20 protein-coding genes are annotated in these 24,412 nt (G+C 43.6%); 8 read left to right on the forward strand and 12 right to left on the reverse strand.

The annotated features are described in order from the left end of the window. Positions 1-139 precede the first annotated feature (139 nt). From AAFF35_RS09360 to AAFF35_RS09375, 4 genes are all read left to right on the forward strand, one after another. On the forward strand, positions 140-3,658 hold the full coding sequence (locus AAFF35_RS09360; RefSeq protein WP_342332176.1) for a TonB-dependent receptor: 3,519 nt from the start codon (positions 140-142) through the stop codon (positions 3,656-3,658). Positions 3,659-3,678: 20 nt separating this feature from the next. Beyond that, positions 3,679-5,466 (forward strand): RagB/SusD family nutrient uptake outer membrane protein, encoded by a 1,788-nt coding sequence (locus AAFF35_RS09365; protein ID WP_342332177.1) that lies wholly within the window; start codon positions 3,679-3,681, stop codon positions 5,464-5,466. A 153-nt stretch (positions 5,467-5,619) separates the two neighbouring features. Further along, entirely contained in the window at positions 5,620-6,681 is a 1,062-nt protein-coding gene (locus AAFF35_RS09370) for a DUF5009 domain-containing protein (protein ID WP_342332178.1), read from the forward strand. A gap of 47 nt (positions 6,682-6,728) precedes the next feature. After that, the gene (locus AAFF35_RS09375; RefSeq protein ID WP_342332179.1) at positions 6,729-9,251 is read left to right on the forward strand and encodes a family 20 glycosylhydrolase; all 2,523 of its coding nucleotides are present in this window, start codon (positions 6,729-6,731) and stop codon (positions 9,249-9,251) included. 204 nt (positions 9,252-9,455) lie between these two features. Here the strand turns inward: AAFF35_RS09375 and AAFF35_RS09380 are convergent, their stop codons facing one another. The 5 genes from AAFF35_RS09380 to AAFF35_RS09400 form a co-directional block, all read right to left on the reverse strand. Further along, complete coding sequence (locus AAFF35_RS09380; RefSeq protein ID WP_124577282.1) at positions 9,456-9,650, reverse strand: hypothetical protein; 195 nt, start codon at positions 9,648-9,650, stop codon at positions 9,456-9,458. 68 nt (positions 9,651-9,718) lie between these two features. Next, positions 9,719-10,741 (reverse strand): GTP-binding protein, encoded by a 1,023-nt coding sequence (locus tag AAFF35_RS09385; RefSeq protein ID WP_342332180.1) that lies wholly within the window; start codon positions 10,739-10,741, stop codon positions 9,719-9,721. Then, a complete protein-coding gene (gene folE / locus AAFF35_RS09390) occupies positions 10,738-11,418 on the reverse strand; it encodes a GTP cyclohydrolase I FolE (RefSeq protein ID WP_342332181.1) in 681 nt (226 codons plus the stop codon). The genes AAFF35_RS09385 and folE overlap by 4 nt, the downstream gene beginning before the upstream one ends. 59 nt (positions 11,419-11,477) lie before the next feature. Beyond that, positions 11,478-11,939, reverse strand: a complete 462-nt coding sequence (locus AAFF35_RS09395; protein ID WP_342332182.1) for a hypothetical protein — start codon at positions 11,937-11,939, stop codon at positions 11,478-11,480. Between the two features lie 218 nt (positions 11,940-12,157). Then, the gene (locus AAFF35_RS09400; protein WP_342332183.1) at positions 12,158-13,927 is read right to left on the reverse strand and encodes a hypothetical protein; all 1,770 of its coding nucleotides are present in this window, start codon (positions 13,925-13,927) and stop codon (positions 12,158-12,160) included. 137 nt (positions 13,928-14,064) lie between these two features. On the opposite strand from AAFF35_RS09400, the gene AAFF35_RS09405 reads away from it, so the two are divergent. The 4 genes from AAFF35_RS09405 (at position 14,065) to hemN (ending at position 18,244) form a co-directional block, all read left to right on the forward strand. Beyond that, entirely contained in the window at positions 14,065-15,249 is a 1,185-nt protein-coding gene (locus AAFF35_RS09405; RefSeq protein WP_342332184.1) for a PAS domain-containing sensor histidine kinase, read from the forward strand. A 19-nt stretch (positions 15,250-15,268) separates the two neighbouring features. Beyond that, the gene (locus AAFF35_RS09410; protein WP_342332185.1) at positions 15,269-16,327 is read left to right on the forward strand and encodes a response regulator; all 1,059 of its coding nucleotides are present in this window, start codon (positions 15,269-15,271) and stop codon (positions 16,325-16,327) included. 83 nt (positions 16,328-16,410) lie between these two features. Next, the gene (locus AAFF35_RS09415; RefSeq protein ID WP_342332186.1) at positions 16,411-16,884 is read left to right on the forward strand and encodes a lactate dehydrogenase; all 474 of its coding nucleotides are present in this window, start codon (positions 16,411-16,413) and stop codon (positions 16,882-16,884) included. A gap of 1 nt (position 16,885) precedes the next feature. Further along, the gene (gene hemN, locus AAFF35_RS09420; protein WP_342332187.1) at positions 16,886-18,244 is read left to right on the forward strand and encodes an oxygen-independent coproporphyrinogen III oxidase; all 1,359 of its coding nucleotides are present in this window, start codon (positions 16,886-16,888) and stop codon (positions 18,242-18,244) included. A 133-nt stretch (positions 18,245-18,377) separates the two neighbouring features. Here the strand turns inward: hemN and AAFF35_RS09425 are convergent, their stop codons facing one another. From AAFF35_RS09425 to ccoN, 7 genes are read right to left on the reverse strand one after another with little or no spacing between them, the layout of a single operon-like run. Beyond that, a complete protein-coding gene (locus AAFF35_RS09425; RefSeq protein ID WP_342332188.1) occupies positions 18,378-18,755 on the reverse strand; it encodes a group III truncated hemoglobin in 378 nt (125 codons plus the stop codon). Between the two features lie 42 nt (positions 18,756-18,797). After that, the gene (locus tag AAFF35_RS09430) at positions 18,798-19,484 is read right to left on the reverse strand and encodes a sulfite exporter TauE/SafE family protein (RefSeq protein ID WP_342332189.1); all 687 of its coding nucleotides are present in this window, start codon (positions 19,482-19,484) and stop codon (positions 18,798-18,800) included. Further along, complete coding sequence (locus AAFF35_RS09435) at positions 19,481-19,912, reverse strand: FixH family protein (protein ID WP_342332191.1); 432 nt, start codon at positions 19,910-19,912, stop codon at positions 19,481-19,483. The genes AAFF35_RS09430 and AAFF35_RS09435 overlap by 4 nt, the downstream gene beginning before the upstream one ends. Before the next feature lie 4 nt (positions 19,913-19,916). Next, the gene (gene ccoG, locus AAFF35_RS09440; RefSeq protein ID WP_342332192.1) at positions 19,917-21,317 is read right to left on the reverse strand and encodes a cytochrome c oxidase accessory protein CcoG; all 1,401 of its coding nucleotides are present in this window, start codon (positions 21,315-21,317) and stop codon (positions 19,917-19,919) included. 1 nt (position 21,318) lies between these two features. Further along, positions 21,319-22,113: a cbb3-type cytochrome c oxidase N-terminal domain-containing protein gene (locus AAFF35_RS09445; protein WP_342332194.1), complete on the reverse strand. Its 795-nt coding sequence runs from the start codon at positions 22,111-22,113 to the stop codon at positions 21,319-21,321. After that, positions 22,113-22,277 (reverse strand): hypothetical protein, encoded by a 165-nt coding sequence (locus AAFF35_RS09450; protein WP_342332195.1) that lies wholly within the window; start codon positions 22,275-22,277, stop codon positions 22,113-22,115. The genes AAFF35_RS09445 and AAFF35_RS09450 overlap by 1 nt, the downstream gene beginning before the upstream one ends. Positions 22,278-22,295: 18 nt before the next feature. Next, entirely contained in the window at positions 22,296-24,407 is a 2,112-nt protein-coding gene (gene ccoN, locus AAFF35_RS09455; protein ID WP_342332196.1) for a cytochrome-c oxidase, cbb3-type subunit I, read from the reverse strand. Positions 24,408-24,412 lie beyond the last annotated feature (5 nt).

Raw genomic sequence — 24,412 nt, forward strand, 5'->3', positions numbered from 1 at the left:
GACCACCTTCCAAAAAAAAACTGACAATGTTGCGGGACATTGCCAGTTAAATTGATTCTGAACGAAATTTTTCACATTAACGAACAAAACTTCTAAAGGTATGAATAAAAAGCGATTTGTTGCTTTAATAATAACAGCAATGAGAATATCTGTAAGCCAAATATTTCTTGTGATCTTATTTACCTGTAGCACCTTTGCAAAAAAAGTAGAGGCCCAGGGAATATTGAACAAAGAAATTTCTATTAATATTACTGAAGGTAAAATAAAACAGATCTTAAAGGAAATCCAAAACCAGACTAAGGTAAAGTTTATTTATAGCCCTTCCATGATCAGATCCGAGCGGATCGTCTCTTTAAACGTAGTTAACAAGCGTCTTGGAGATATTCTGTCGGAAACGCTCGCTGCCCTTAACATCACTTATCGGGTGGTGGATCAGCACATTTTATTATACGATAAAGACACCTTTGCCGCTGCGGAAGCAGAAGCGAAAAAACCACAGATCGTCATCAAAGGACAGGTAAGCTCCACCAAAGGAGAAACCCTGCCTGGCGTAAGTGTTAAAATAAAAGGAACTTCCATTGGTGCAATGACTGATGTAAATGGCAATTATGCGATTACCACAACCGCAGCAGATGCGGTTTTGGTGTTTACTTACATCGGTTTTAAAACCAAAGAGGTTGCCGCTGCAGGAAAAACTACGGTCAATGTTCAGTTGGAAGAAGAAGCCACTTCCCTCGGTGAGGTCGTGGTGGTCGGATATTCGACGCAGAAGAAAAAGGACCTGACGGGAGCAGTCTCGGTGGTCAACGTTTCTTCCATGATCAAACAACCGGTCTCATCGGTAAACAACCTGTTACAGGGACAAGCATCCGGTGTAACCGTATTGGGCTCCGGACAACCGGGTGAGGAACCTCAGGTGAAGATCAGGGGGATCAATACTTTCGGAAACAACAGTCCGCTGTACGTCGTGGATGGAGTGCCTACCCAAAGTACTTCCGACATTAACCCCAACGATATTGAATCGGCACAAGTGCTTAAAGATGCGGGTTCGGCTTCTATTTATGGCTCCCGGGCTGCAAATGGCGTGATCATTCTGACGACTAAAAAAGGAAAAGGAAAGATCCAGGTGAACTATGATGCGTATTATGGAACGCAACGCCCTAAAAGCGGAAATGTATGGGATATCCTGAATCCTCAGGAAATGGCGAATTTAAAGCGTCAGATGCTGATCAACTCCGGAGAAACTGACCTCAATGATGCACTCTATGGAAATGGCCCTAGCTATGTCGTTCCCGATTACATTTTACCGAGAGGCGCAAAGGAAGGCGATCCGGGAACAAATCCTTCTTTGTATAATGTGAAACCTTTTTTCACCCCTGCAGAGTATGCTGGTTTTAACAGGATCACCCGTTCCAACAAAAACGGAACAAACTGGTATGAAGAAATCTTCAGTCCGGCACCAATTACGAGTCATAACGTCACGGTGAGCGGTGGTTCAGATCAGGGAAATTACCTGTTTTCTGCCAACTATTTTAATCAGGATGGGACCTTGATGGAAACTTTTCTCACCAGATATACAGTGCGTTCCAATACACAGTACAACATTGGTAAAAAAATCAGGATAGGTGAAAATCTTGCTTATTCCCTTAAAAATAATCCTAAAATTGGCGGGTTGACGGGTGACAATGCCATTGGTCATGCCTTCCGTCAGCAACCTATCATCCCGGTATATGACATCATGGGGAATTACGGTGGTTCTTTTGGCGGTGGATTGGGTGATGGTTATAATCCGGTAGCGATGTTGAACAGAACAAAAAATAACAGGGCAACGGACAACAGGTTGTTTGGAAATGTCTTTGTTGAAGTCGACCTGCCGGCATCACTTACGCTTCGCAGTTCATTTGGAGGAGCCAACTATTCCGGTGATTCCAGATCATTTGTTCATCCTCAGTATGAAAATTCTGAAAATAACATTACCAATACCTATTCTGAATCTTCTTATACAGGTTTTGAATATACCTGGACAAACACACTTGCCTTTACGAAAGTCTTTGACAGACACAGTGTGAAAGCAGTAGTAGGTACAGAATACCTTAGAAATCGTGACAATACGCTGAGCGGAAGCAATAAGGGCTATTTCTCTTTTGATCCTAACTTTACCAATCTGAATACCGGAAGTGGTCCAAAAGATTCTTCAAGTGAGCGTGATGCCAGTGCGATGTTCTCTTTGATCGGACGTTTGGATTATAGCTTCAACGACAGGTACTTAATCGGTGCAACGTTGAGAAGAGACGGCTCGTCCAAATTCACAGAAAATGTATATGGTTGGTTTCCTTCCGTAAGTGGGGGGTGGAGAATCTCTCAGGAATCTTTCCTAAAAGACGTGAAATGGCTTACCGATCTGAAAATCAGAGGAGGATACGGTGTAATGGGTAACCAGCTGAACGTGACCAATGGAAACGGATTTAATACTTTTAGCAGTTCTATTGCACCTTCGTATTATGCGATAGGTGGTGGAAACAATGTGGTTTCCGGTTTCTATAAAAATGCGACTGGTAACCCTGGTGCAAAATGGGAGAAAAATACCAATTCAAACATCGGGATAGATGCGACTTTATTTGGTGGAAAGTTTGAAATCTCCGCTGATTACTACCGTAAAACGATCAAAGACCTGTTGTATAATCCGGAAATGATCGCTTCCAATGGTGCTTCAAGACAGCCTTATGTAAATATCGGCGAAATGAAGAACGATGGATTGGATCTGGCAATCTCTGCACATACCAATATTGGTAAGGATCTGAAATTTAATGCAACAGCTACGTTGACCACTTACAATAATCTCATTAAAAAGATTTCAGCCGATGCAGATTATTATGATGAAGATCCGCGTCGTTTTGATGGCAGCATGATTATCCGGAATAAAGTAGGTCGTTCTGTAAGTGAATTCTTTGGTTATAAAGTAGCAGGTTTCTGGAATTCTCAGGCAGAAATTGATGCGGCAGATCTAAAAGCAAGAGGAATCACGGGTGATGCCAATTCAGTGTATCAAAGTGCTGTTGCTCCGGGCCGTTTCAAGTATGAGGATGTGAATGGTGATGGGCTGATTACTGCCGCCGATCGTACTTTCTTGGGAAATGCAAATCCTGATTTTAGTTACGGTCTGAATCTGGGAATGACTTATAAAGATTTCGATCTGAGTATGTTTTTCTACGGTGCGCAGGGCAATTCCATCTGGAATCAGGTGAAATGGTGGACGGATTTTTCTTCTTCATTCGGAGGGGCAAAAAGCCATACGGCATTGTATGATTCCTGGACACCATCTAATATGAACGCCAAAGCGCCTATTCAGGAAAAAAATCAGTCTTTCAGTTCTAATGGTGTTCCCAATTCTTATTTCGTAGAAAGTGGATCTTACCTCAGACTAAAAAATGCACAGATCGGTTATACCTTCCCTGCAAAAACACTTCAGAAAATTGGGGTCGGAAAGCTTCGTGTTTATGTTTCCGGGGCCAATCTGTTTACGATTACCAAGTATTCAGGACTGGATCCTGAGATTGGTACTTCCAGTGCAACGGGAAGCCAGACTGCTTATGGGGTAGACGAAGGCGCATATCCAAGTCAGCGTACTTTCCTGTTGGGATTAAATTTAAATTTTTAACCATTTAATGTTTTAGACAGATGAAAAGATCAACATACATTTTGTTAACTGTATTGTGCTTTACAACGCAGTTATTTTTCTCCTGCAAAAAGGCATTGGAGCAACCACCATTGGGCTCTTTGACAGAGGAGATTTTAGCCAATAAAAATGGCGTGAACGGTTTGTTAATTGGTGCCTACGCGGCATTAGACGGACAACAAGGTGAAAATCAGGGTTTAGGTGGAGGTGAGGCATGGCATGCTTCACCAAGCAACTGGGTCTTTGGATCGATCACCGGTGGCGACGCTTCAAAAGGAAGTGACGGAGCAGATCAACCTGCTGTAGATCCAATTGCGAACTTCTATTCTGACGCCACCAATGCCTATTTCAACGGAAAATGGAAGGCGCTGTATGAAGGCGTAACCCGAACTAATAACGTGTTAAAAGTCATGGCGAAAGCGACGGACATCATTGATGCCGATCGTAAAAATATCGCTGGTCAGGCGAGATTCCTTCGGGCACACTATTATTTCGAATTGAAGAAGTTATGGAATATGGTACCCTGGATCGATGAAACGACCACAATCTTTAACCAGCCAAACAATACGGATATCTGGGTTAAAATCAACGAGGATCTTAAATATGCTTACGATAACCTGCCGGGTACTCAAACAGAAATTGGACGGGCAAATAAATGGGCAGCGGGGGCTTACCTTGCAAAGGCCTATTTATACCAGCATAAATTTCCCGAAGCACAAGCACTATTTGACATTGTCATCTCACAAGGAGTAACGACCAGTGGTAAAAAATATCAGTTGAATGCTGAATTTTCGGACAATTTTAAGCCGAGTAAAGAAGACAATTCAGAAGTGGTTTTTGCCATTCAAATGGCCGCAAATGTGGATCCCAATGGCCCATCTAATGGGAATAATGGAGACATGCTGAACTTCCCTTATGGTAACAGCCCTTTTGGTTGCTGCGGATTTTTCCAGCCTTCGATTGATATGGTCAATCATTTTAGAACCAATGCCGCAAATGGCCTTCCTTACCTGAACAACTACAATGATTTTGCAGTGAAGAATGATATGGGGATCAAAGGAAATGAAGCCTTTGTTCCGGATGCAGGGACATTGGATCCAAGGATCGACTGGACCGCGGGAAGACGTGGTGTTCCATACCTGGACTGGGGAATCTATCCTGGAGAGCCATGGATCAGAGATCAGCGCTATGGTGGACCATATGGACCTAAAAAGAACATTTACTGGCAGGAATCACAGGCAACCGATGCCGATCTGACCACCTGGGCGCCAGGTTCAGCCATCAATTACCTGGTCATCAGGTTTGCCGATGTATTGCTGATGGGTGCAGAGGCAGAGGCGCAGGCAGGAAGCCTGAGTAAAGCGGAAGGTTATGTGAACCTGGTTAGGGCACGTGCGGCCAATCCTGCAGGATGGGTGTACAAGTATAAAAACGATGCCAAGCCGATGGAGGGATTCTCCAATATTCCGGCCGCCAATTATAAGGTAAATGAATATCCGGTTGGGGATTTCTCCGCAAAAGGAAAAGATTATGCTTTAAGCGCCATCTATTTTGAAAGAAAGATAGAGCTGGCGATGGAAGGACACCGCTTCTTTGACCTCGTGCGTTGGGGTATTGCCGATCAGGAGCTGAATGCTTACTTTAATTTCCAGGGTAAGCTGACTTCTGATGTAAGAAATGGAAAATATATTAAAGGTAAAAGTGAATATTACCCGATCCCACAACGACAAATTGATTTGAGCCAGGCCAATGGTGCAGCGGTTTTGAAACAAAATTCCGGCTATAACTAGGGCGAAATTGTTCCCCCATTTCTTATCCCTATAATGAAGTAGGGGCGGATGCCCCTACTCATTTTTCATATTTATTTGTAACTTCCTCCTCAAATGAACCAACCACAACGTTTTTTATCACTCGATGTTTTTCGGGGAATGACAGTCTGTTTTATGATTATTGTCAACACTCCGGGAAGCGGCGCCCAGCCATTTGCCATGCTGGAACATGCAGCCTGGCATGGATTTACTCCCACAGATCTGGTTTTTCCCTCTTTCCTCTTTGCCGTAGGAAATGCCATGAGCTTCTCTATGAAAAAGTTCGGACTGATGAAAGATCAGGAAGTGCTGGGCAAAATATTTAAGCGAACCCTACTGATTTTTCTGATCGGATACCTGATGTACTGGTTTCCGTTTTTCCGTTATAATGATGCCGGAGGGATCAGCTTTTCTCCAATCGGAAATACAAGGATCCTCGGCGTATTACAACGCATCGGTTTGTGTTATGGAATCGTCTCCCTTATGATCCATTACCTGTCCACCAGGTGGGTCATCGTCCTCAGTGTATTGTTCCTGGTCGGTTATTGGCTGGTATTGCTATTCTTCGGAAATCCGGCCGACCCTTTCAGCATGACCGGAAATGCAGGCCAATATCTGGATCTGTTCCTGCTCGGAGATAAGCACCTGTACCATGGAGAAGGGATTGCCTTTGATCCTGAAGGGATCCTCAGCACCATTCCTTCCTGCGTAAATGTGATCATCGGTTATTATGCAGGCCGCTTTATTCAGGAAAAAGGAAAAGGTTTTGAAAGCATTGCGAAATTATTGCTGGCGGGGGTATTGCTCGTTTTCCTGGCATGGTGCTGGAATTCGGCCTTCCCGATCAATAAAAAATTATGGACAAGTTCATTTGTGCTGATCACCTGCGGACTGGACCTGATCATTATTGCAGGACTGATTTACCTCATCGAAGTGAAACAATCGATCAAATGGACCGGCTTTTTTACCGTATTCGGTAAAAATCCTTTGTTTATCTATATCGTTGCTGATCTGTTGCTGATCATCATCAACACACTATTCCCGAAATCCGATTTTAGCGGATGGATCAATACCGTATTTTTCCAGGCCATCGCCCCGGGGCCAATTGGTTCCTTACTCTTTGCGATTAGCTTTATGTTGGTCTGCTGGCTGGTAGGCTACTTCCTTGACCGGAAGAAAATATACATTCGTGTCTGATAATTTTATAAATAAAATGGAATACATCACCTTATAAGATAATTTAAATGAAACAATATGTGATCGGCTCTTTATTGATTCTGGCGGTAATGAAAACCGGATTTGCACAAAAAACAGCCAGCTTAAAAGCCGCAGACCTGAGCATTGACCTGGAGACGGTTAGCAGGAAGGATGGCAGGATACAATCAATTCTGCGCCTCAAAAACAATGGTAAAGCAGAGCTCCCAGCCTCAGGATGGAAGATTTATTTCAACTCCAGAGTAGTAAAAACATGGGCTAAGGATTCTACCATTGCCACTATAAAACATGTAAACGGAGATCTGTTCTGTTTATCTCCACTGAAAGCCTTTAAAACAGTTCCTGCCGGAGCGGAGCTTCAACTCCAGCTGGCCCTGGAATCGATGAACAATGTGACCGAACGCCCACAGGGATTTTACCTGGTATGGGATAAAAGTCCTGATCATGGGGAGTCCATCTCTAAACTGACCTATAAGCCATTTCCGGAACATTTAAAAGAAGAACAGGAACTCGCGGCGAAGATTTACCAGCGAAATACAGGAGTTAAAGAGATTCCTGAAGGTGATTTGCCAGCGGTATTTCCAACTCCGCTTAGCTATGTAAAGCAGGAGGGCGTTTTTAAATTGACCGCTGCGGTTCAATTGGTCACAGGAGGTGTTTTTGAAAATGAAGCAAAGGGATTTGCGGATGAGCTTACTAAAATTTTAGGAAAGACGCCGGTGGTGGTCAAAGCGTCAGAAAAAGGAGGGATTTTCTTCGAGCAGGAAAGCTCGATGGCTAAAGAAGCGTATGAACTGAGCATTAGTTCGCAGAAAATAGTCATCAAAGCCGGAGATGCAGCCGGAGCATTTTATGCGATTCAATCGTTAAAAACCATGTTTCCGGCAAGAGCCTGGGCAAGCACACAAACGGTCATCAACCTTCCGGCAGCAACGGTTAAAGATCAACCACGATTCGGATTCAGGGGTTTTATGATGGATGTAGGCAGAAACTTTCAGCCCAAATCAGAGGTGTTTAAGGTACTGGACCTGATGGCGCTGTATAAACTGAATGTCTTTCATTTTCATTTAACAGAAGATGAAGGCTGGCGACTGGAAATTCCGGGATTACCGGAGCTCACCACTGTAGGTGCACAGCGTGGACATAGCGAGGGGGAGCAAAAAAGTATCCTTCCTTCTTATGGATCAGCAGCTGTCGCAGGAACAAATTCAGGAAGTGGTTTTTTTACCAAAGCAGATTATGTGGAAATTCTTAAATATGCTACTGCAAGACACATCCTGGTGATTCCTGAAATTGAAACTCCGGGGCATGCCCGGGCAGCGATCAAATCCATGGATGCCAGGTATTCCAGGTTGATGAAAGCCGGCCAGAAAGCCGAGGCGGAACGTTACTTGTTAAGAGACCTGAATGACCAGTCTAAATACCGTTCTGTTCAGGGTTTTGACGATAATGTGGTCAATGTTGCACTTCCTTCTACTTATGCTTTTCTGGAAAAAGTAACCGACGAGCTGATCGCCATGCACAAAGAAGCAGGAGCACCGCTGACTACGATTCATTTCGGAGGGGATGAAGTCCCTGCAGGTGTCTGGGAAAAATCAGCTGCTGCGGATCAATTGTCGAAAACAGATCCTGAAGTTAAAGGAACGGATGCACTTTGGTTTTACTATTTCAGTAAAATGAATCAGCTGTTAAAGTCCAGGGGACTATACCTGTCCGGATGGGAAGAAATCGGACTCCGTAAAATGGAGGTTAACGGCGAAAAGAAAATGCTGCCGGAACCTCGTTTTGTCAATGAGAACTTTCATGCGGATGTTTGGAACAACCTGAGCGGTAACGAAGACCTGGCCTATAAAATGGCGAATGCCGGATATAAAGTTGTTTTAACGCCGGTAACCAATTTCTATATTGACCTTGCGGTAAATCCAAGCTTTGAAGAAAGAGGGCAGAACTGGGGTGGTTATGTAGATGTCGATAAACCTTTTTACTTTATCCCTTACGACTATTATAAAAATGTAAAAGAAGATGAGCAGGGGAACCCTGTTGATCTCCGGATTTTTAAAGATAAAGAGCGTCTGACGGAAAAAGGAAAATCGAATATCGTCGGTTTACAGGCACCATTATGGAGTGAAACGATAAAAACACCAGCGCAATTGGAGTACATGCTATTGCCAAAACTTTTGGGCCTTGCTGAAAGAGCCTGGGCAAAAGACCCGGAATGGGCAACGACAACAGATGCCACAAAGGAGAAAGCAGCCTATGATCAGGCATGGTCGGAATTTGTCAATGTTTTGGGTAAGAAAGAACTTCCACGTTTAAGTTATTATTCGGGAGGTTATCAATACAGAATTCCAACTCCTGGTGTGCGGGTCGACAATGGACAGCTGGAGGCGAACTTAAAGCTCCCGGGCTTTACCATTCGATATACCACTGATGGGACAGAGCCAGGAAAAAACAGTCAGATTTATAAATCAGCGATCCCTTTTAAAGGAGCAGTAAAACTGCGCGCTTTTGATGGGGCAGGACGAGGGGGCAGGTCGATTCTGATCCAATAAGCTTAAAAAAAGACTTCAAATAAAAACAGGGATAAATCGAGCGATCTATCCCTGTTATAATGTGGTTGATCCACCACAGATCAACCTAAACCAAACAAACTGATCATATAACGGCGGATGTTGTTAAAAAGTTTTAAGGTTTAAAAATAAAAACAATTTGATGACAATTGCAATCGATTTAGCGATGCTTTAGGCCGCTATGCCCTATTCTTTGTCATGATATAAAAATTCCATTCCTTCCGGTGTAATAGAAGAGGAGTGCTGGACACTGGATCTGTTGATCCGGATGTATCCCAATCTTTCCAATTCTTCGTACTGTTCTTCCATTCCTCCTAAAATTGAGGAACTAACTTGCTGGTCAATAATTTCCAGTAATGATTTCATAGCTTCTTTTTCCATGGCATTTATTGGTTATTGTAGCGGATTTTTCTTTCTACCTAATATAAGAAAAAAAAAAGCTTAATCAATCAGCTTTCCAGACAGCTGCGAAACATTCTGTCGAAGCCATAAAGGGAAAGGCGCTTGCCAATGACCACAATTTTGCTTTCTTTTTTATCCCCTTCCAGCCAGGGATGACCTTTGCCCACCGACATTCCCTTTCCAACCGTCTGTAAGATCACCCGATCAGGATAGTTTGCATTAAAAAGAATCCCTTTAATCCGGTAAACACCGATGGATTGGGTCAACAGAAAAACCATCATCCGATGCTGAATGGCTTCTATGTCCATATTTTCAGGATACCTGAGCAAAATGGTTTCAATGTCACTATGCTGATGCCGGCGATGAGAACTTCCCAAACCAAACTGTGGAATTGCTTCGCCTTCCGCAGGAATCAGGTTAAACATGCCTTTAGGCGTTAGAAAAGGTTTAGGATTGCTGTAGAAATTGGCAAACCTTTCCCGGTTAAATAAAACATCTATCTTGAAATCGTTCTCCAAAGCCACTAAAATCTCTGCAAATGGATTTAAGGTCTTTAAAATAGCCTGCAATTCCCGAAGGTAAGCGAAACTTACTTTTTCAGATTTATTGAGCAGGATGACATCACTGAACGCAATTTGTTGGATGGCTACTTCTGTTTCTTTCAGCTGGTCTTCAATCAGCTCGGCATCAACGACACAGATGACTCTTTTCAATTGAAAACTCTCCTGAACTGATTCGTTGGTCAGAAAGGGCCTGGCAATATTGGCGGGATCGGCGATGCCGGTGGCTTCGATCAGCAACTGGTCCCAGGACGATCTTCTAAGCCATAGTTGATTGAGGATATCATACAGATTGTCATTTAAGGAACAGCATAAACAACCATTATTAAGCTCCACAATATTGTCATCCCCCTTGATGAGCAGTTCTGCATCAATGCTTTCTTCTCCGATTTCATTCTCTATAATTGCAAAACGGGTTTTTGTTTTTCCGGAAATGATCGCGTTGACTAAGGTGGTTTTTCCTGAGCCTAAAAATCCCGTTAAAATGCTGACTTCCTTGATGTCCTTCATCTGAGAACGGTATCAGTGCCGATGTTTAACACCTGGAAAAAATCTTTTCTCGTTTCTTTTTCTTCAAATTTTCCGCCATAACTGATCGTGGTCGTCTTGCTGCTCTGGTCTTCCACGCCACGCATACTCACGCACATATGTTGTGCGGTGATGACCACGATGATGTCTGAAGTATTCAGGACCTCCTGAAGCTCCTGGAAGATCTGTTTGCTCAGCCTTTCCTGCACCTGTGGTCTTTTGGCGTAGTATTTTACGATTCTGTTGATCTTGGAAAGACCGATGACCTTGCCATTCGGAATATAGGTAATATGTGCTTTTCCCGGTATCGGCAGAAAATGGTGTTCACAGGCAGAGATAAATTCAATGTCTTGTTCAATCAGCATCTGATGGTAGCCATATTTGTTTTCAAAAATAGAGATGTCCGGCTTATTGGCAGGGTTCAGTCCTGAAAATAATTCTTTAACATACATTTTGGCCACACGGTGCGGCGTTCCCCGTAAGCTGTCGTCGCTCAGGTCTAAACCAAGCTCTTCCATAATTGCGGCAAAATGTCCGCTGATCGCCAGGATCTTTTCTTCATCGGTTTTCAAGAAGGCATCAGGCCTTAATGGGGTTTGGGTATTTGCAGAGAAATGCGCTTCCCCTTCAGCTTCGTAGCTGCTCAGTAAATGTTCCATTTTATGATGGTTTGGTATTTTGACAGGTAATGGTGCTTTTTATCAGGTAATGATCCGTCTTACTTGGCCTGGGATGCGGTTGCTTTCTGAAGGCTGATTGGAGCTGCGCTCGCAGCATCGACGACTTCCAGCTTCAGGATTCCCGCTATGAGTACCGGCTTGGTGGTATAGGTAATAGGGCTGGTCATGTTCACTAAAATCATGGCAGGGACTCCGTTTTGCCCACAAAAGAAACATTGATTGATCGGCAATGGCGAAAGCAGGAATTGCTGCTGTTTCAGTCCTGCTTTAATGGGAATGATGTAACCTTTTAAACTAAAATCCCGGTCTGCAAATCGCCTGATCATCTCTCCATACACAGGAAGGATTTTGTTTTGCTTGTCCATTTCAAAATTCACGGAACCAATAACATCCCAGTTCATGGAACGGATCACATCCGAAGGGGTGTGCGCTCTTTTTTGGGCAAGGGCGCTGGTTGTAAAAAACAACAGGGCCAAAATAAGGAATAGGCGGCTTTTCATGTTTATTAGTGCAATTGGGTATTGCAAACATAAATTAAATGCAACAGTATTGCAATTATACTTTGTAAACTGAAACGCTGATGACGGAAGGAGAAATGAAGGATAAGGGGCGGGATAGGAGGGATAAGGGATGAAGGTTTGATAAACCAGGGAAAGAAGGGGGGAAGAAATGCACCTAATTCTTTTTCAATCCCTGGTTTAATAAATTTAAGCTCAATTTAGCTTAAGCGTTGCTCTGCAAGCTGAAGTTGTTTGAGCATTTCTTCCACAGATAAGCTGTCCTGGAATTTTAGTTCAGGAATAAGCGCTCTGTAATAATCGATTCCATTCAATAACTGTGCTTTAAACTTGCTGAAATATTTCTCTTTTTTAGCATTAAACTCCTCCAGTTGGGTGGCGATGTCTTTCTTCAGATAGTCTACATATAAGTTAAGTTCATTGATGAACAGGTTGGGACGCAGGACTTCTGAAAGTAAATTTTCTCTGCCATAAATATGATTGATCATCTCCTTAAGGGAATATTTGGCATGAAAGAAAGCCAGGTTTGGACCGGGACAAATGCTCACTGCCCTGTTTTCTCTTGGCTTTAATATCCCTGCCTTAATATACGTGGAAGCACATAAACCTTCACACAGGCATACTTTCTCCGTAATGGAATCGAACTGTTTGTCGTAATCTTCTTTGGGCAGCTGCTGATCTTTCAGCTGTTTGATCTTTAGGTTTTGATATTCTCTCGATGCCGTACAGATGGGCAGTTCCGTAAATTCGGTATTGGTACATAGAAATTTCTTCGTGCATGGACTTCCTGGCCGCCCTTTTTCTATGCGCTGCAATCGTTGTTGTTCTGCGGTACTTTTTTTGAAATTATTGAAAAGTACGCCCAATGGGGAAGAGTTGCTCAGGTAATAATCATCCGCCCTTGCGGTAACCAGATCGTTCAAGGTTTCTTCGTCCACATTTGTCGCTTCAGGAACCAGTAAAAATGGACTTCCCCAACCTGCGGCATCCAGCTGATAATAGTTGAGCAGGAACTCATGTTCTTCAGCGGTGCCAATTCCTCCCTGTGCAGTAATGCGTTGGATCGGTTTTGCCATTTCGGGGAGCCCCTTACTGGTCAGCGCGAAACTATACATTTGATACAGTTCTTCCGCCAGCTCCGTCCGTTTCTGTTTGAATTCTTCCAGGATAGGTCCCAATAAAAAACCTTCCGTAGCGAATGCATGGCCTCCGCAGTTCAAACCGGATTCTACCCTAAATTCGGAGACCCATAAACCTTTTTTAGCCAGCATCTTTGCCTGGATCAATGCCGAGCGGAAGTCGCTTACTTTGAGAATAATTTTCTTTTGAAGTTTTCCCTCCGTATCAGGAAAAAAGGCATTGCATTTTTCCATGTAAGCATATAGCCTGGGGTTTAAACCTGCAGAAATGATTACCGAAGAATCCAGTGTGCTATTGGCAAAACCGCGCATGGCAGCCAGGGCATCGGTAAAATCATCACCGGCATATTCATGATTTGCCTTGTAATTGGCTTTGTCAACTTTAGACATGATGTTGACATCTATGGCTCCAGGGATCATCGAGGCCAGCAGTTCCTTTTGAACAGTATCTCTGGATATTCCTGCTTCTAAAGTCTTCATTTGCGCATACTTTTGTTTTATCGGCGCACTGTCCGGCAAAAGTTCAAAATATCGGGACAGGTCTGTTCCTTCCTCAAAAGCTTGTGTTTTCAATGCGTTAAACTGCTCCTTAACCAGTGTATCCAAAAGATTCAGGTAAGCTGTGATCCTCCTTGCCCTGCTGTCTTCTTCTTTTTTATCAATTAAGGTGTATCCTCCCGCCGTATTTTCCTGATGGTATTTTCTCATGCGCTCCGTCAGTTCATCATCCACAATGGAGACTACGGAAGAGATGCCGTATCTGGCAACTTTTAAAGGAGTGTCAATGGAATAGCCTAAGCCGAGTACGGGAATGTGAAAAGTATGGTTCATTTAAATATAAAATAGCGGGGTGAGTCGCAAAAGAACAGAGTATTTAATTTTAAAAACATGATATTAGTCACACTTTTGCGTGATTTAGGTTATCTGGCTCCTGCAATCGTATTGACTATATTTGTAAAAAGTAAAACATGGAAAAGGCGAGGTTACTTAAGGCGATTATTGAAACGGCAATTGATGGGATCATTACCATCGATAACCGGGGCAGGATAGAGAGCCTTAATCCGGCAGCATTGAGGTTATTTGGCTATGCGCTGGAAGAGGTAGAAGGAAAAAATATTTCTGTTTTAATGCCTGAACCAGATAGAAGCGGGCATGACGGCTATATTTCCAGATACCAGACCACCGGGGAGAAACGGATCATCGGTAAGGGAAGAGAAGTAAAAGGACTGCGGAAAGATGGTTCCACTTTCCCTTTCAGACTGGCGGTCAGTGAGGTTCAATATGATGACCGGATCATTTATACCGGATTTATACATGACCTCTCCAGGGAGAAAGAAGCAGAAGAACGATTGCGCGAATATGCTGCAGAGCTGGAGGAATTGGTAGAAGAACGTACCAAATCCCTTAAAAAAACGGTAAAAGCGCTAAGCGAAGCAAAAGAAGAAGTGAGTCTTTCTTTAGAAAAAGAGAAAGAACTCAATCAATTGAAAAGCAGGTTTGTATCTATGGCTTCTCATGAATTCAGAACGCCGCTGAGCTCTGTACAACTTTCTGCTTCGCTAATCGATAAATATGCAGAGCCTTATAACAATCCCAGTATCAGAAAGCATGTCAGCAAGATCAAAAATGCAGTAGGGAACTTAACCACCATCCTGAATGATTTTCTATCTCTGGAGCGTCTGGAAGCAGGAAGGGTCGAACCTACATTTACTGCATTTGACCTCGTGAAACTTGCGGAAGAGATTACGGAAGAAATGCAGATGATTGCCAAACAGGATCAGAACATCATTTACCAGCATACCGGATTGCAAAGTATGGTACTGCTTGATCCAAACCTCTTGAAAAACTGTATGATCAATCTGATTTCCAATGCCATCAAATACTCCGGAGAAAATACTTTCATAGAATTTAATACGGAAATCAACGACCAGCAATGTGTAGTGACCATCAAAGATAATGGGATCGGGATTCCGGAATCAGACCATAAGTATTTATTTCAGCCCTTTTTCCGGGCCCACAATACCGGTAACATCCCGGGAACAGGGCTGGGCTTAAACATTGTACACCGTTATGCCTCCTTAATGAGGGGGGATTTATATTTTGAAAGCAGCATTCATACCGGGACTAAATTTGTCCTGTCTTTCCATAAATAACAAATACGATTAAACACAAATGAAGAAGATACAGATACTCATTATAGAAGATAACGACGACATCAGGGAAAGTACTGCAGAAATTCTGGAGCTTGCCAATTATGAGGTATTGCAGGCCAGCAATGGCCGGATAGGCGTCGAACTGGCGGGAACGCACCTGCCAGACCTGATCTTATGTGACATCATGATGCCCGAGCTGGATGGCTATGGGGTATTGTATTTGCTCAATAAAAATGAAAGAACTGCAGCTACTCCTTTTATCTTTCTGACCGCCAAGGCGGAACGTCTGGACATGCGCAAAGGAATGGAAATGGGAGCAGATGACTACCTCACCAAACCTTTTGACGATGTAGAACTGATGAATGCGATAGAAAGCAGGCTCAGTAAAAAAGAGAAACAACAACATTTCTATAGCCAGTCGCTGGAAAAACTCAGCGCGCTGTTTAGCAATACTTCAGGTATGCAGGAGCTGGAGAAAATTATTGCCGCACGCAAAGTCAGGGCGATTAAGAAAAAACAAATCGTTTATTACGAAGGAGACAATGTTTCCGGCGTTTACCTCGTGATGCAAGGGAAGGTGAAAACCTTTAAGCTGAGCGAAGACGGAAGGGAATTGCTCACCGGGATGTATGGTCAGGAAGAATACTTTGGGATCACTTCCTTATTGCTCAATGCCCCATATACAGAAACGGCAGAGGCGATGGAAGACAGTACGGTTTGCATGCTGCCAAAGGATTTAATGGAAGATTTACTCCACCGTTATCCGGATGTAGCCAGACAGTTTATAGAAATTCTCTCCAATAACCTTCAGGAAAAAGAAGAACAATTGCTGCAATTGGCCTATCATTCTGTTAGAAAACGCATGGCGGAAGTATTGGCCAGGCTTTGCAAACAGGAGCAGGAAGGAACCGAGTTGACCTTGCGTATTTCCAGGGATAACCTTGCTGCCATGGCAGGAATGGCCACAGAAACGGTCAGCAGGATCCTCAGCGACTTCAAAGATGAAGGGATTATTGAAAGAAAAGGAAGCCAGATCGTTATCCTTGACCAGATTCGACTGCAGCAAATGAAAAACTGACGAAGATCACTTTTTAGGCTGACCGAACTCATTCTCCCCGCCATGCCTTCATGCTAACTTTGATTATTAAATAATCGAACCGCATGAGAGTCGTCGCATATAGTATAAAATCTTTTGAAAAAGAACCGTTGGCCATTGCCAACAATAAAAAACATGAGATCACACTGATTTCCAATTCGCTGGGCCTGGAAACGGTTTCTTATGCCGAAGGTAAAGAAGCGGTGATTGTTTTCAATGAAGAGGATAATGTTTCTGCCATGGTGATCAATAAGCTGGCCGATCTGGGGGTGAAATTTATTGCTACACGCTCTACGGATACCTCACATATCGACACCGAAGCCGCTGCTTTAAGAAGCCTTAAGATCGCCAATGTTCCATTGGCTTCCTTATCTGGCCTCAGCGAGAAGGAATTACCAATGGCCCTGGCCACAGAAACCATCATCAACCTGGACAACTGGCAGCAAAACCGTTGCCTCGGCGATGCTTGTGTCTGCTCAAGGGCATGTGATCAGGCGGGAAGTAAAGTGCACATCAAAGGACAACCTCATCAGCATTAATATGGATAGCATCGTTTCAAAATACCATGTTGCTGCGCCACGTTATACCAGTTACCCTACGGTTCCTTACTGGGACCTGACTGATTTTAATGCGGAAAACTGGGCTAAGTCCGTAGCACAATCCTTTAAAGAAAGCAACGATTCAGATGGGATCAGCGTATACATCCACCTTCCTTTTTGTGAAAGCCTCTGTACCTATTGCGGTTGCAATACGAGGATCACAAAGAACCATCAGGTGGAAGAACCTTATATCGCTGCCGTTCTAAAAGAATGGCAATTGTATCTGAATTTATTTGTCAGCAGGCCAAAAATCAAAGAATTACACCTGGGTGGTGGTACACCAACATTTTTCAGTGCAGAAAACCTCCAGATCCTGATTGAAGGAATTCTTAACTACGCAGACCTTCATGAGGATGCAGAGTTTAGTTTTGAAGGTCATCCCGGAAATACAAACCCGGAACACCTGAGCACTTTGAATAAACTTGGATTCAGAAGGCTGAGTCTTGGGATTCAGGATTTTGATCCTACGGTACAACTGATCATCAACAGAATTCAAAGCTATGAACAGGTAGAAGAGGTGACCCTCAAAGCCAGGGAGTCCGGCTATACCTCAATTAATTACGATCTGATCTATGGTTTGCCTAAGCAAAGTTTTGAAGGGCTTTCCGATACCCTTGATGCCGTTGTGAAATTAAGACCAGACCGCATCGCTTTTTACAGTTATGCGCATGTGCCCTGGGTAAAACCCGGCCAAAGACGCTATACAGAAGCTGATCTGCCTTTGCCAAAAGCGAAGCAGGAGCTCTATGAGCTGGGCCGTAAAAAACTAAAAGAAGCAGGATATATCGATGTCGGTATGGACCATTTTACACTTGATACCGACAGTTTATACGGCGCGGAGATCAAAGGAAATCTGCACCGGAACTTTATGGGCTATACCCATCAATACAGTCGCTTAATGGTCGGATTAGGTGTTTCGTCAATCAGTGATACCTGGTCTGCCTTTGCTCAAAACGTGAAAAAGGTGGAGGATTATATGAAGATCGTAAACGATGGGGAACTGCCTGTATTTAAAGGGCACTTACTGACAGAAGAAGATCTGGTGATCCGTAAACATATCTTAAACATCATGTGCAGGGGATATACTTCCTGGAACAGGGCTGAAGAACAGTCTGCAGCACTGAACGAAGGATTAAAGCGCATGCGCTGGCTGGCATTGGACGGCCTTGTCTTATTGTCGGAGGAGAACCTGAGGGTAACGCCGCTGGGTAAAAGATTTTTAAGAAATATCTGTATGGCGCTGGATGCGCGGTTATGGGCCAATCAGCCTACAACGCAGTTGTTTAGTCTTACCGGATAATCCGGGTTAAGCTGATAAGAACATACTTGAACGCTTAACCAACAAAAGCATTAGCATTAGCAAAAATATCAAAAGAAACTAAAATAGCTCGCTTTGAACGCAGCAATGACCTTGAAAAAGGGATTGGGAACGTTTAAAGCGAGCTGTTTTGTTTAATCTTATATTGCATCAGCTGCCCGATAGAAGAGGCTCTGGAAATGGCATTATCCGCTACCGGTCCTTCAAAATTAGCGCTGATGGTAGCTGTCCATATTTTCATCCATTGATCAAAGTGTTCCGGATGCAGGGGCACTTCTTTATTTAAGGCAATGTGCTTTAACATTGGATTGCCTTTGTAGGTCACCACGTCCAATAAGATCGTCTCCCAGAAAGTAACCATCACCGGGATATGTCTTTCCAATGAAAAATCTGCCGCTTTAAATACCGGACCAATCACCGGATCAATAAGTGCATTGCTGTAGAAAGCATCTACCAATAGGCGAATGTCATTGCTGTCTTTTATATCTCTCATATTTTTCATTACAAATTTACGTTTAATGCGTTAAAAAAAGAGTTACCTGCATTCTGCAACCCCTTGCGCGGTTCCTGCCGGACTTAGATAGGGGATGTTTAACTCCAGTCCCCGGAAAATAAACCAGATGCCCAGGCAAAGCATAAAGTAAGGAATCACCCTGTTGATCCTCTTCCGCAATAATGCACCTGTAAATCCCATACTTAACGTTGCAATGAACATCAGGGGGAGGGTCCCCATCCCGAACCAGAACATATAAGTCATGGAACTGCTTACATTTCCGGTATTTAAGGCTCCTGCCATCGCCAGATAAACAAAACCACAAGGCAGAAATCCATTGATCAGCCCAATGATCAGGTGATTGGCCTTATGTTTCAAGGCATAGTTAAAAGCCTTATGAAAAGGCTTTAAAAAGAAGGAAGGCGTGTGCTTAAAGACCTGGAATTTGAATAACCTGGAACAGGCTGCCATCACAATCAATACACCGCTGAAAATACTAACTCCCTGTTGAAAACCGGCCATCCAGATCTGTTGTCCGATCAGGCCAATCATCAGGCCCAGAAAACAGTAAGAAATGATCCTTCCCAATTGATACAATAGCTTATCCAACACCAGAAATGCCCAGCCCTGTTTCAGGGAGGGCACAGCGAAGGCAAGGGGACCGCACATACCTATGCAATGCACGCTCCCCAGCAGTCCGATCATGAAAGCAAGTCTTTCCGTACTCATTTCACCATGACCTCCTGCTCATCCAAATAGGATTTACCTGCACTATTCCATGTAATGATCAGTTTCCATCTCCCTTTGGCAATTTCTTTCGAAGGGATGGCCGATCTATAGGCTGCAGCTGTTTTGAAATTAACCACCTTGTCCATTCGTTTATCCGATGGACGGACGATTTTTACTTTTCCCTCTGCAGCAGCTTTAAACGTCAGCAGAATTTCTCCTGGTAAAACAAGGATCTCCGGTGCAGCATGGTCTGCCTTTACCTGTTCCTTCAGGTGGTAATCTGCATCGTAATTGAGCCCTTTCTCATAATAATCATTATCTACAAGGGCGTCAGGTTTGCTGTTAAACATCATCACTGCCAGTACGACAATGAAGGTCATGAACGATACCATACCCATCACTAATTTTGTTCCCCAGTTCCATTCCATATGCTTAATCGTTTATTGGTGCTATAAATGTAGTTTCAAATCTATCCAGGACCTTTCCATCCGATACCAGTTTGAAACCGATGTCTGACTTGTATTTCTTTAATGCCGACTGAGGCATGATCACAAAGAAAGTCAGCTTTGCCACACCGCCATAGGCGATGGAATCCTGTTTCTGGATATACTGAATTTTGGTGGATGGATCATCCGGAATGATTTCAAACTTCAATGATTTATTTGTTTTATTGATCAGCTCGGCATTGTATAAATTGCTGACTTCCTTTTCTTTCTCCCGCATCTGATAAAGTGTGCCCCCTGCACGTAAAATCGTAGTTTTGACATCACTTCTGACGATTAAAAGGTAGCTCAGTACCGCTATTAAAACAAGCAGTACACCGGTATAGGCATACACCCTTTTATTGAGATGAAAACCCTGTTTGAACTTGATCTCATCGTCAGATTTAAACCCAATCAGGCGTGTTGGACGGTTGATTTTCTCCATCACCATATCGCAGGCATCAATACAAGCCGTACAGTTTACGCATTCCAGCTGAGTACCATTCCTGATGTCGATTCCGGTAGGACAAACCTGTACGCAAAGCTTGCAATCGATACAGTCGCCGATTTGGTTTTCTGTTTCTTTAATGCGCTTCCCGCGAGGTTCTCCGCGTTCGTAATCATAGGCAACAATGATGCTCTGGTTGTCCAGTAATACGCCTTGCAGACGGCCATAAGGACAAATCACCGTACACACCAGTTCCCGCATTCTGGAAAATACCAGGTAAAATACGATGGTAAATACGCAGATCGCGATAAAGCCGCTTAAATGCATGGATACCGGTTCCGTTATGATGCTGATCAACACGGAAGAGCCGATCAGGTAGGAGAGGAAGATATTGGCGATCAGAAAAGAAATCGCCAGGTAAATTCCATGTTTTAATCCTTTTTTAAAGACCTTTTGTCCGGTCAAAGGACCATCATCCAGCTTTTTGCGTTTATGATGGTCGCCCTCAATCCAGATTTCTATCTTCCGGAAAATCATTTCCAGAAAGATCGTCTGCGGGCATGCCCATCCGCAAAATACCCGTCCAAAGACGACAGTAAACAGTACGATGAATACAATGAAAATCAGCAAAGCCAATACAAAGAGGTAGAAATCCTGAGGCCAGAAGATGACGCCAAAGAATACAAACTTTCGTTCCAGCACATTTAAAAGAACCAATTGCTCCCCATTTAACTTAAGAAATGGGGCAGCAAATAGTAATGTCAGGAAAAAATAACTGACGATGGAGCGGTATTGATATAATTTCCCCTTGATCACATGAGGATAAAGCCATTTACGGCTTTTACCATCATCGGTAAGGGTGGAGATCTGGTCTCTGAACTGTCCGGGACTTTGCGACGACATATTAATCTTTTTTGCCCTGTGGTGCTTTCGCTCCTGCAGGATTACTTCCTTTTAATGACAATACATAATTGGTGATGTCTGAGATTTGTTTGGCATTCATGGATTTCTCCCAGGCCACCATTCCTTTCTCAGGAACACCATATTTGATTGTTTTGAATACGTCTTTTACGCTTCCGCCATGCAGCCAGAACTCATCAGTCAGGTTAGGGCCAACACCACCTTCTCCATTTGCCCCATGACAAGGCGTACAAACGGTTTTAAATAAGGCTGCCCCTTTTTGAATCACTTCTTTATCATTGCTTTGTGCTACATTGCTCTCATTGATCTGAGGGCCTGCGGCACCTGGTTTCTGAAGAAAAGCAAGGCGATCATCTGCAGCCTGCTGAAGTTCTATCGCATATTCTTCTTCCTGTGATTTTCCCCAGTTGAAAACATGGTAATTGAACATATATCCGATGGCGAAAATGATGGTTCCATAAAACAATACGCTAAACCAGGCCGGAGTAGGGTTATCCAATTCCGCAATGCCATCAAATTCATGGTCCATCATCAGGTCTTTCTCCTCTGCCATAGGTTTTAAGCCCATGAGTTTGGTCCAGATCGAAGGTTTTGCCTGTTCTTCAGCTTCACGTTTTGCGGCCAGTAACCGGAATTGTTCTTTCTCCTCTTCAGTGGCAAATGGGGAAGGGCTGATGCTTTCCTTAATAAAGATTTTGATTACCTTCAATACCTGTAAGGAAACGATAAGGATGAGCGCTGCAACAAATAGCAGGGCCCAGATAAGTAGGTCTGTCATTACTCGTCGTCTTTTAAAGGTAATTCACTCATATATTTTATTTCGTCTTTTTTCATGGTCAGCAGGAGAATGCCGACCAGTAAGAAAAAGACCATGAAAATCCCCAGAGAGGTGAGTAAATACACCTGGCTTCCATCTACTTGATTTAAAAATTGCTTAAACATGGTGTTGTTGTTTAGATTTTACTTTGCTTTAATATCCGTTCCCAAACGTTGCAGATAGGCAATCAGCGCAACGATTTCTTTATCACTTTTCACTTTGATGTTGTTCTTCTGAAGGTCTGCAGCAATGGCTTTTGCCTGTTTGTCCAGGTCTCTGTTGGCCTTATGCTCATAACCTTCCTCATAAGGAACACCTAAACTGCGCATCGCATTGATCTTGCTGATCGTGGTCGTTGTGTCGAGTTTCTGGGTAATCAACCATTCGTAAGGAGGCATGATACTTCCCGGCGACATCGTCTGTGGATCCAGCATATGGTTGTAATGCCATACATTGCCATATTTACCACCTTCACGCTGTAAATCCGGTCCGGTTCTTTTGGAACCCCATAAATGTGGATGGTCGTATACAAACTCTCCCGCTTTACTGTATTCTCCATAACGCTCTGTTTCTGAACGGAAAGGACGGATCATTTGAGAGTGACAGCTGACACAACCTTCACGGATGTATAAATCACGTCCCTGTAACTCCAAAGGAGAATAAGGCTGTACGCTGGCAATCGTAGGAATGTTAGATTTGATCGTGAAGGTGGGCATCATTTCGATCATTCCACCAATCAGGATCACCACTAAGGAAAGCACCATGAATACCATTGGTTTACGTTCCAGGACGCGGTGTAATTTTTTCTCAGATCCCTGAGGAACATAATCTTTCGCCAGTGGCATCGCTTCAGCAGCCTCATTGGCCACCAGTTTTCCCAGACGAACTGTTCTGATCAGATTGTAGGTCATCACGATGACTCCGGTAAGGTATAAAGCACCACCGATCGCTCTCAAGACATACATTGGAAGGATTTGAATTACTGTTTCCAGGAAGTTTGGATACTTTAGCATTCCATCCGCATTGAACTCTTTCCACATTAATCCTTGTGTGAAACCGGCGAAATACAAAGGCACTGCATAAAATATAATTCCCAGTGTTCCGATCCAGAAGTGGAAGGAAACCAGTTTTTTAGAGTATAATTCTGTTCTGTAAATGCGGGGAATCAACCAGTATAAAATTCCGAAGGTTAAGAAACCATTCCAGCCTAAAGCGCCTACGTGTACGTGTGCTACTATCCAGTCGGTATAGTGGGCAATCGCATTGATCTGTTTTAGGGCAAGCATTGGACCTTCAAAGGTGGCCATACCATAAGCGGTAATGCCGACTACCATAAATTTAAGCCTGGAATCTTCTCTTACCCTGTCCCATGCACCGCGAAGGGTCAGGAGTCCGTTGATCATACCGCCCCAGCTTGGTGCAATCAACATGATCGAGAACGCAACACCCAGAGATTGGGCCCAGCTTGGTAAAGAGGTATATAATAAGTGGTGTGGGCCGGCCCAGATATAGATAAAGATCAATGACCAGAAGTGAAGGATACTCAGTTTATAAGAGTATACCGGACGCTGGGCCATTTTTGGAAGGAAATAATACATCATTCCCAGGTAAGGGGTGGTCAGGAAGAATGCCACCGCATTGTGACCATACCACCATTGTACCAGTGCATCCTGAACCCCTGCAAACAGGTAATAACTTTTAAATGCAGATACCGGAAGCTGGAAAGAGTTCACGATATGCAAGACCGCAACCGTTACAAATGTGGCAATATAGAACCAGATGGCCACATACATGTGTTTCTCTCTTCTTTTGATAATTGTACCAAACATATTAACCCCAAAAACCACCCATATTAAGGTAATGGCAATATCTATCGGCCATTCCAGTTCTGCGTATTCATGGGAAGAGGTAAACCCTAAAGGAAGGGTAATCACCGCCGAGACAATGATCAGCTGCCATCCCCAGAAGTGTATTTTACTGAGTACATCACTGAACATCCTCGCTTTAAGGAGTCGCTGCAGGGAATAATAAACGCCCATAAAAATGGCGTTACCCACAAAAGCAAAGATCACCGCATTGGTGTGTAATGGCCTGATCCGGCCGAAAGTCGTGTACTGGGAGCCCATATTTAATGCAGGTTTAAAGAGCTGCATAGCGATGAGCAATCCGACCGTCATTCCGATGATGCCCCAGACGATGGTGGCTACTGCGAAGTTCCTGACGATCTTGTTGTCGTAGTAAAATTTATCAGTCATGTTAA

This window comes from Pedobacter sp. FW305-3-2-15-E-R2A2 (assembly GCF_038446955.1).
In the GTDB taxonomy this organism is placed as follows: domain Bacteria; phylum Bacteroidota; class Bacteroidia; order Sphingobacteriales; family Sphingobacteriaceae; genus Pedobacter.

Excerpts from the sequence above, each read along its gene's own strand:
- AAFF35_RS09360 (WP_342332176.1), top strand. The coding sequence starts at position 140 with ATGAGAATATCTGTAAGCCAAATATTTCTTGTGATCTTATTTACCTGT.
- AAFF35_RS09365 (WP_342332177.1), top strand. The coding sequence starts at position 3,679 with ATGAAAAGATCAACATACATTTTGTTAACTGTATTGTGCTTTACAACG.
- AAFF35_RS09370 (WP_342332178.1), top strand. The coding sequence starts at position 5,620 with ATGATTATTGTCAACACTCCGGGAAGCGGCGCCCAGCCATTTGCCATG.
- AAFF35_RS09375 (WP_342332179.1), top strand. The coding sequence starts at position 6,729 with ATGAAACAATATGTGATCGGCTCTTTATTGATTCTGGCGGTAATGAAA.
- AAFF35_RS09380 (WP_124577282.1), bottom strand. The coding sequence starts at position 9,650 with ATGGAAAAAGAAGCTATGAAATCATTACTGGAAATTATTGACCAGCAA.
- AAFF35_RS09385 (WP_342332180.1), bottom strand. The coding sequence starts at position 10,741 with ATGAAGGACATCAAGGAAGTCAGCATTTTAACGGGATTTTTAGGCTCA.
- folE (WP_342332181.1), bottom strand. The coding sequence starts at position 11,418 with ATGGAACATTTACTGAGCAGCTACGAAGCTGAAGGGGAAGCGCATTTC.
- AAFF35_RS09395 (WP_342332182.1), bottom strand. The coding sequence starts at position 11,939 with ATGAAAAGCCGCCTATTCCTTATTTTGGCCCTGTTGTTTTTTACAACC.
- AAFF35_RS09400 (WP_342332183.1), bottom strand. The coding sequence starts at position 13,927 with ATGAACCATACTTTTCACATTCCCGTACTCGGCTTAGGCTATTCCATT.
- AAFF35_RS09405 (WP_342332184.1), top strand. The coding sequence starts at position 14,065 with ATGGAAAAGGCGAGGTTACTTAAGGCGATTATTGAAACGGCAATTGAT.
- AAFF35_RS09410 (WP_342332185.1), top strand. The coding sequence starts at position 15,269 with ATGAAGAAGATACAGATACTCATTATAGAAGATAACGACGACATCAGG.
- AAFF35_RS09415 (WP_342332186.1), top strand. The coding sequence starts at position 16,411 with ATGAGAGTCGTCGCATATAGTATAAAATCTTTTGAAAAAGAACCGTTG.
- hemN (WP_342332187.1), top strand. The coding sequence starts at position 16,886 with ATGGATAGCATCGTTTCAAAATACCATGTTGCTGCGCCACGTTATACC.
- AAFF35_RS09425 (WP_342332188.1), bottom strand. The coding sequence starts at position 18,755 with ATGAGAGATATAAAAGACAGCAATGACATTCGCCTATTGGTAGATGCT.
- AAFF35_RS09430 (WP_342332189.1), bottom strand. The coding sequence starts at position 19,484 with ATGAGTACGGAAAGACTTGCTTTCATGATCGGACTGCTGGGGAGCGTG.
- AAFF35_RS09435 (WP_342332191.1), bottom strand. The coding sequence starts at position 19,912 with ATGGAATGGAACTGGGGAACAAAATTAGTGATGGGTATGGTATCGTTC.
- ccoG (WP_342332192.1), bottom strand. The coding sequence starts at position 21,317 with ATGTCGTCGCAAAGTCCCGGACAGTTCAGAGACCAGATCTCCACCCTT.
- AAFF35_RS09445 (WP_342332194.1), bottom strand. The coding sequence starts at position 22,113 with ATGACAGACCTACTTATCTGGGCCCTGCTATTTGTTGCAGCGCTCATC.
- AAFF35_RS09450 (WP_342332195.1), bottom strand. The coding sequence starts at position 22,277 with ATGTTTAAGCAATTTTTAAATCAAGTAGATGGAAGCCAGGTGTATTTA.
- ccoN (WP_342332196.1), bottom strand. The coding sequence starts at position 24,407 with ATGACTGATAAATTTTACTACGACAACAAGATCGTCAGGAACTTCGCA.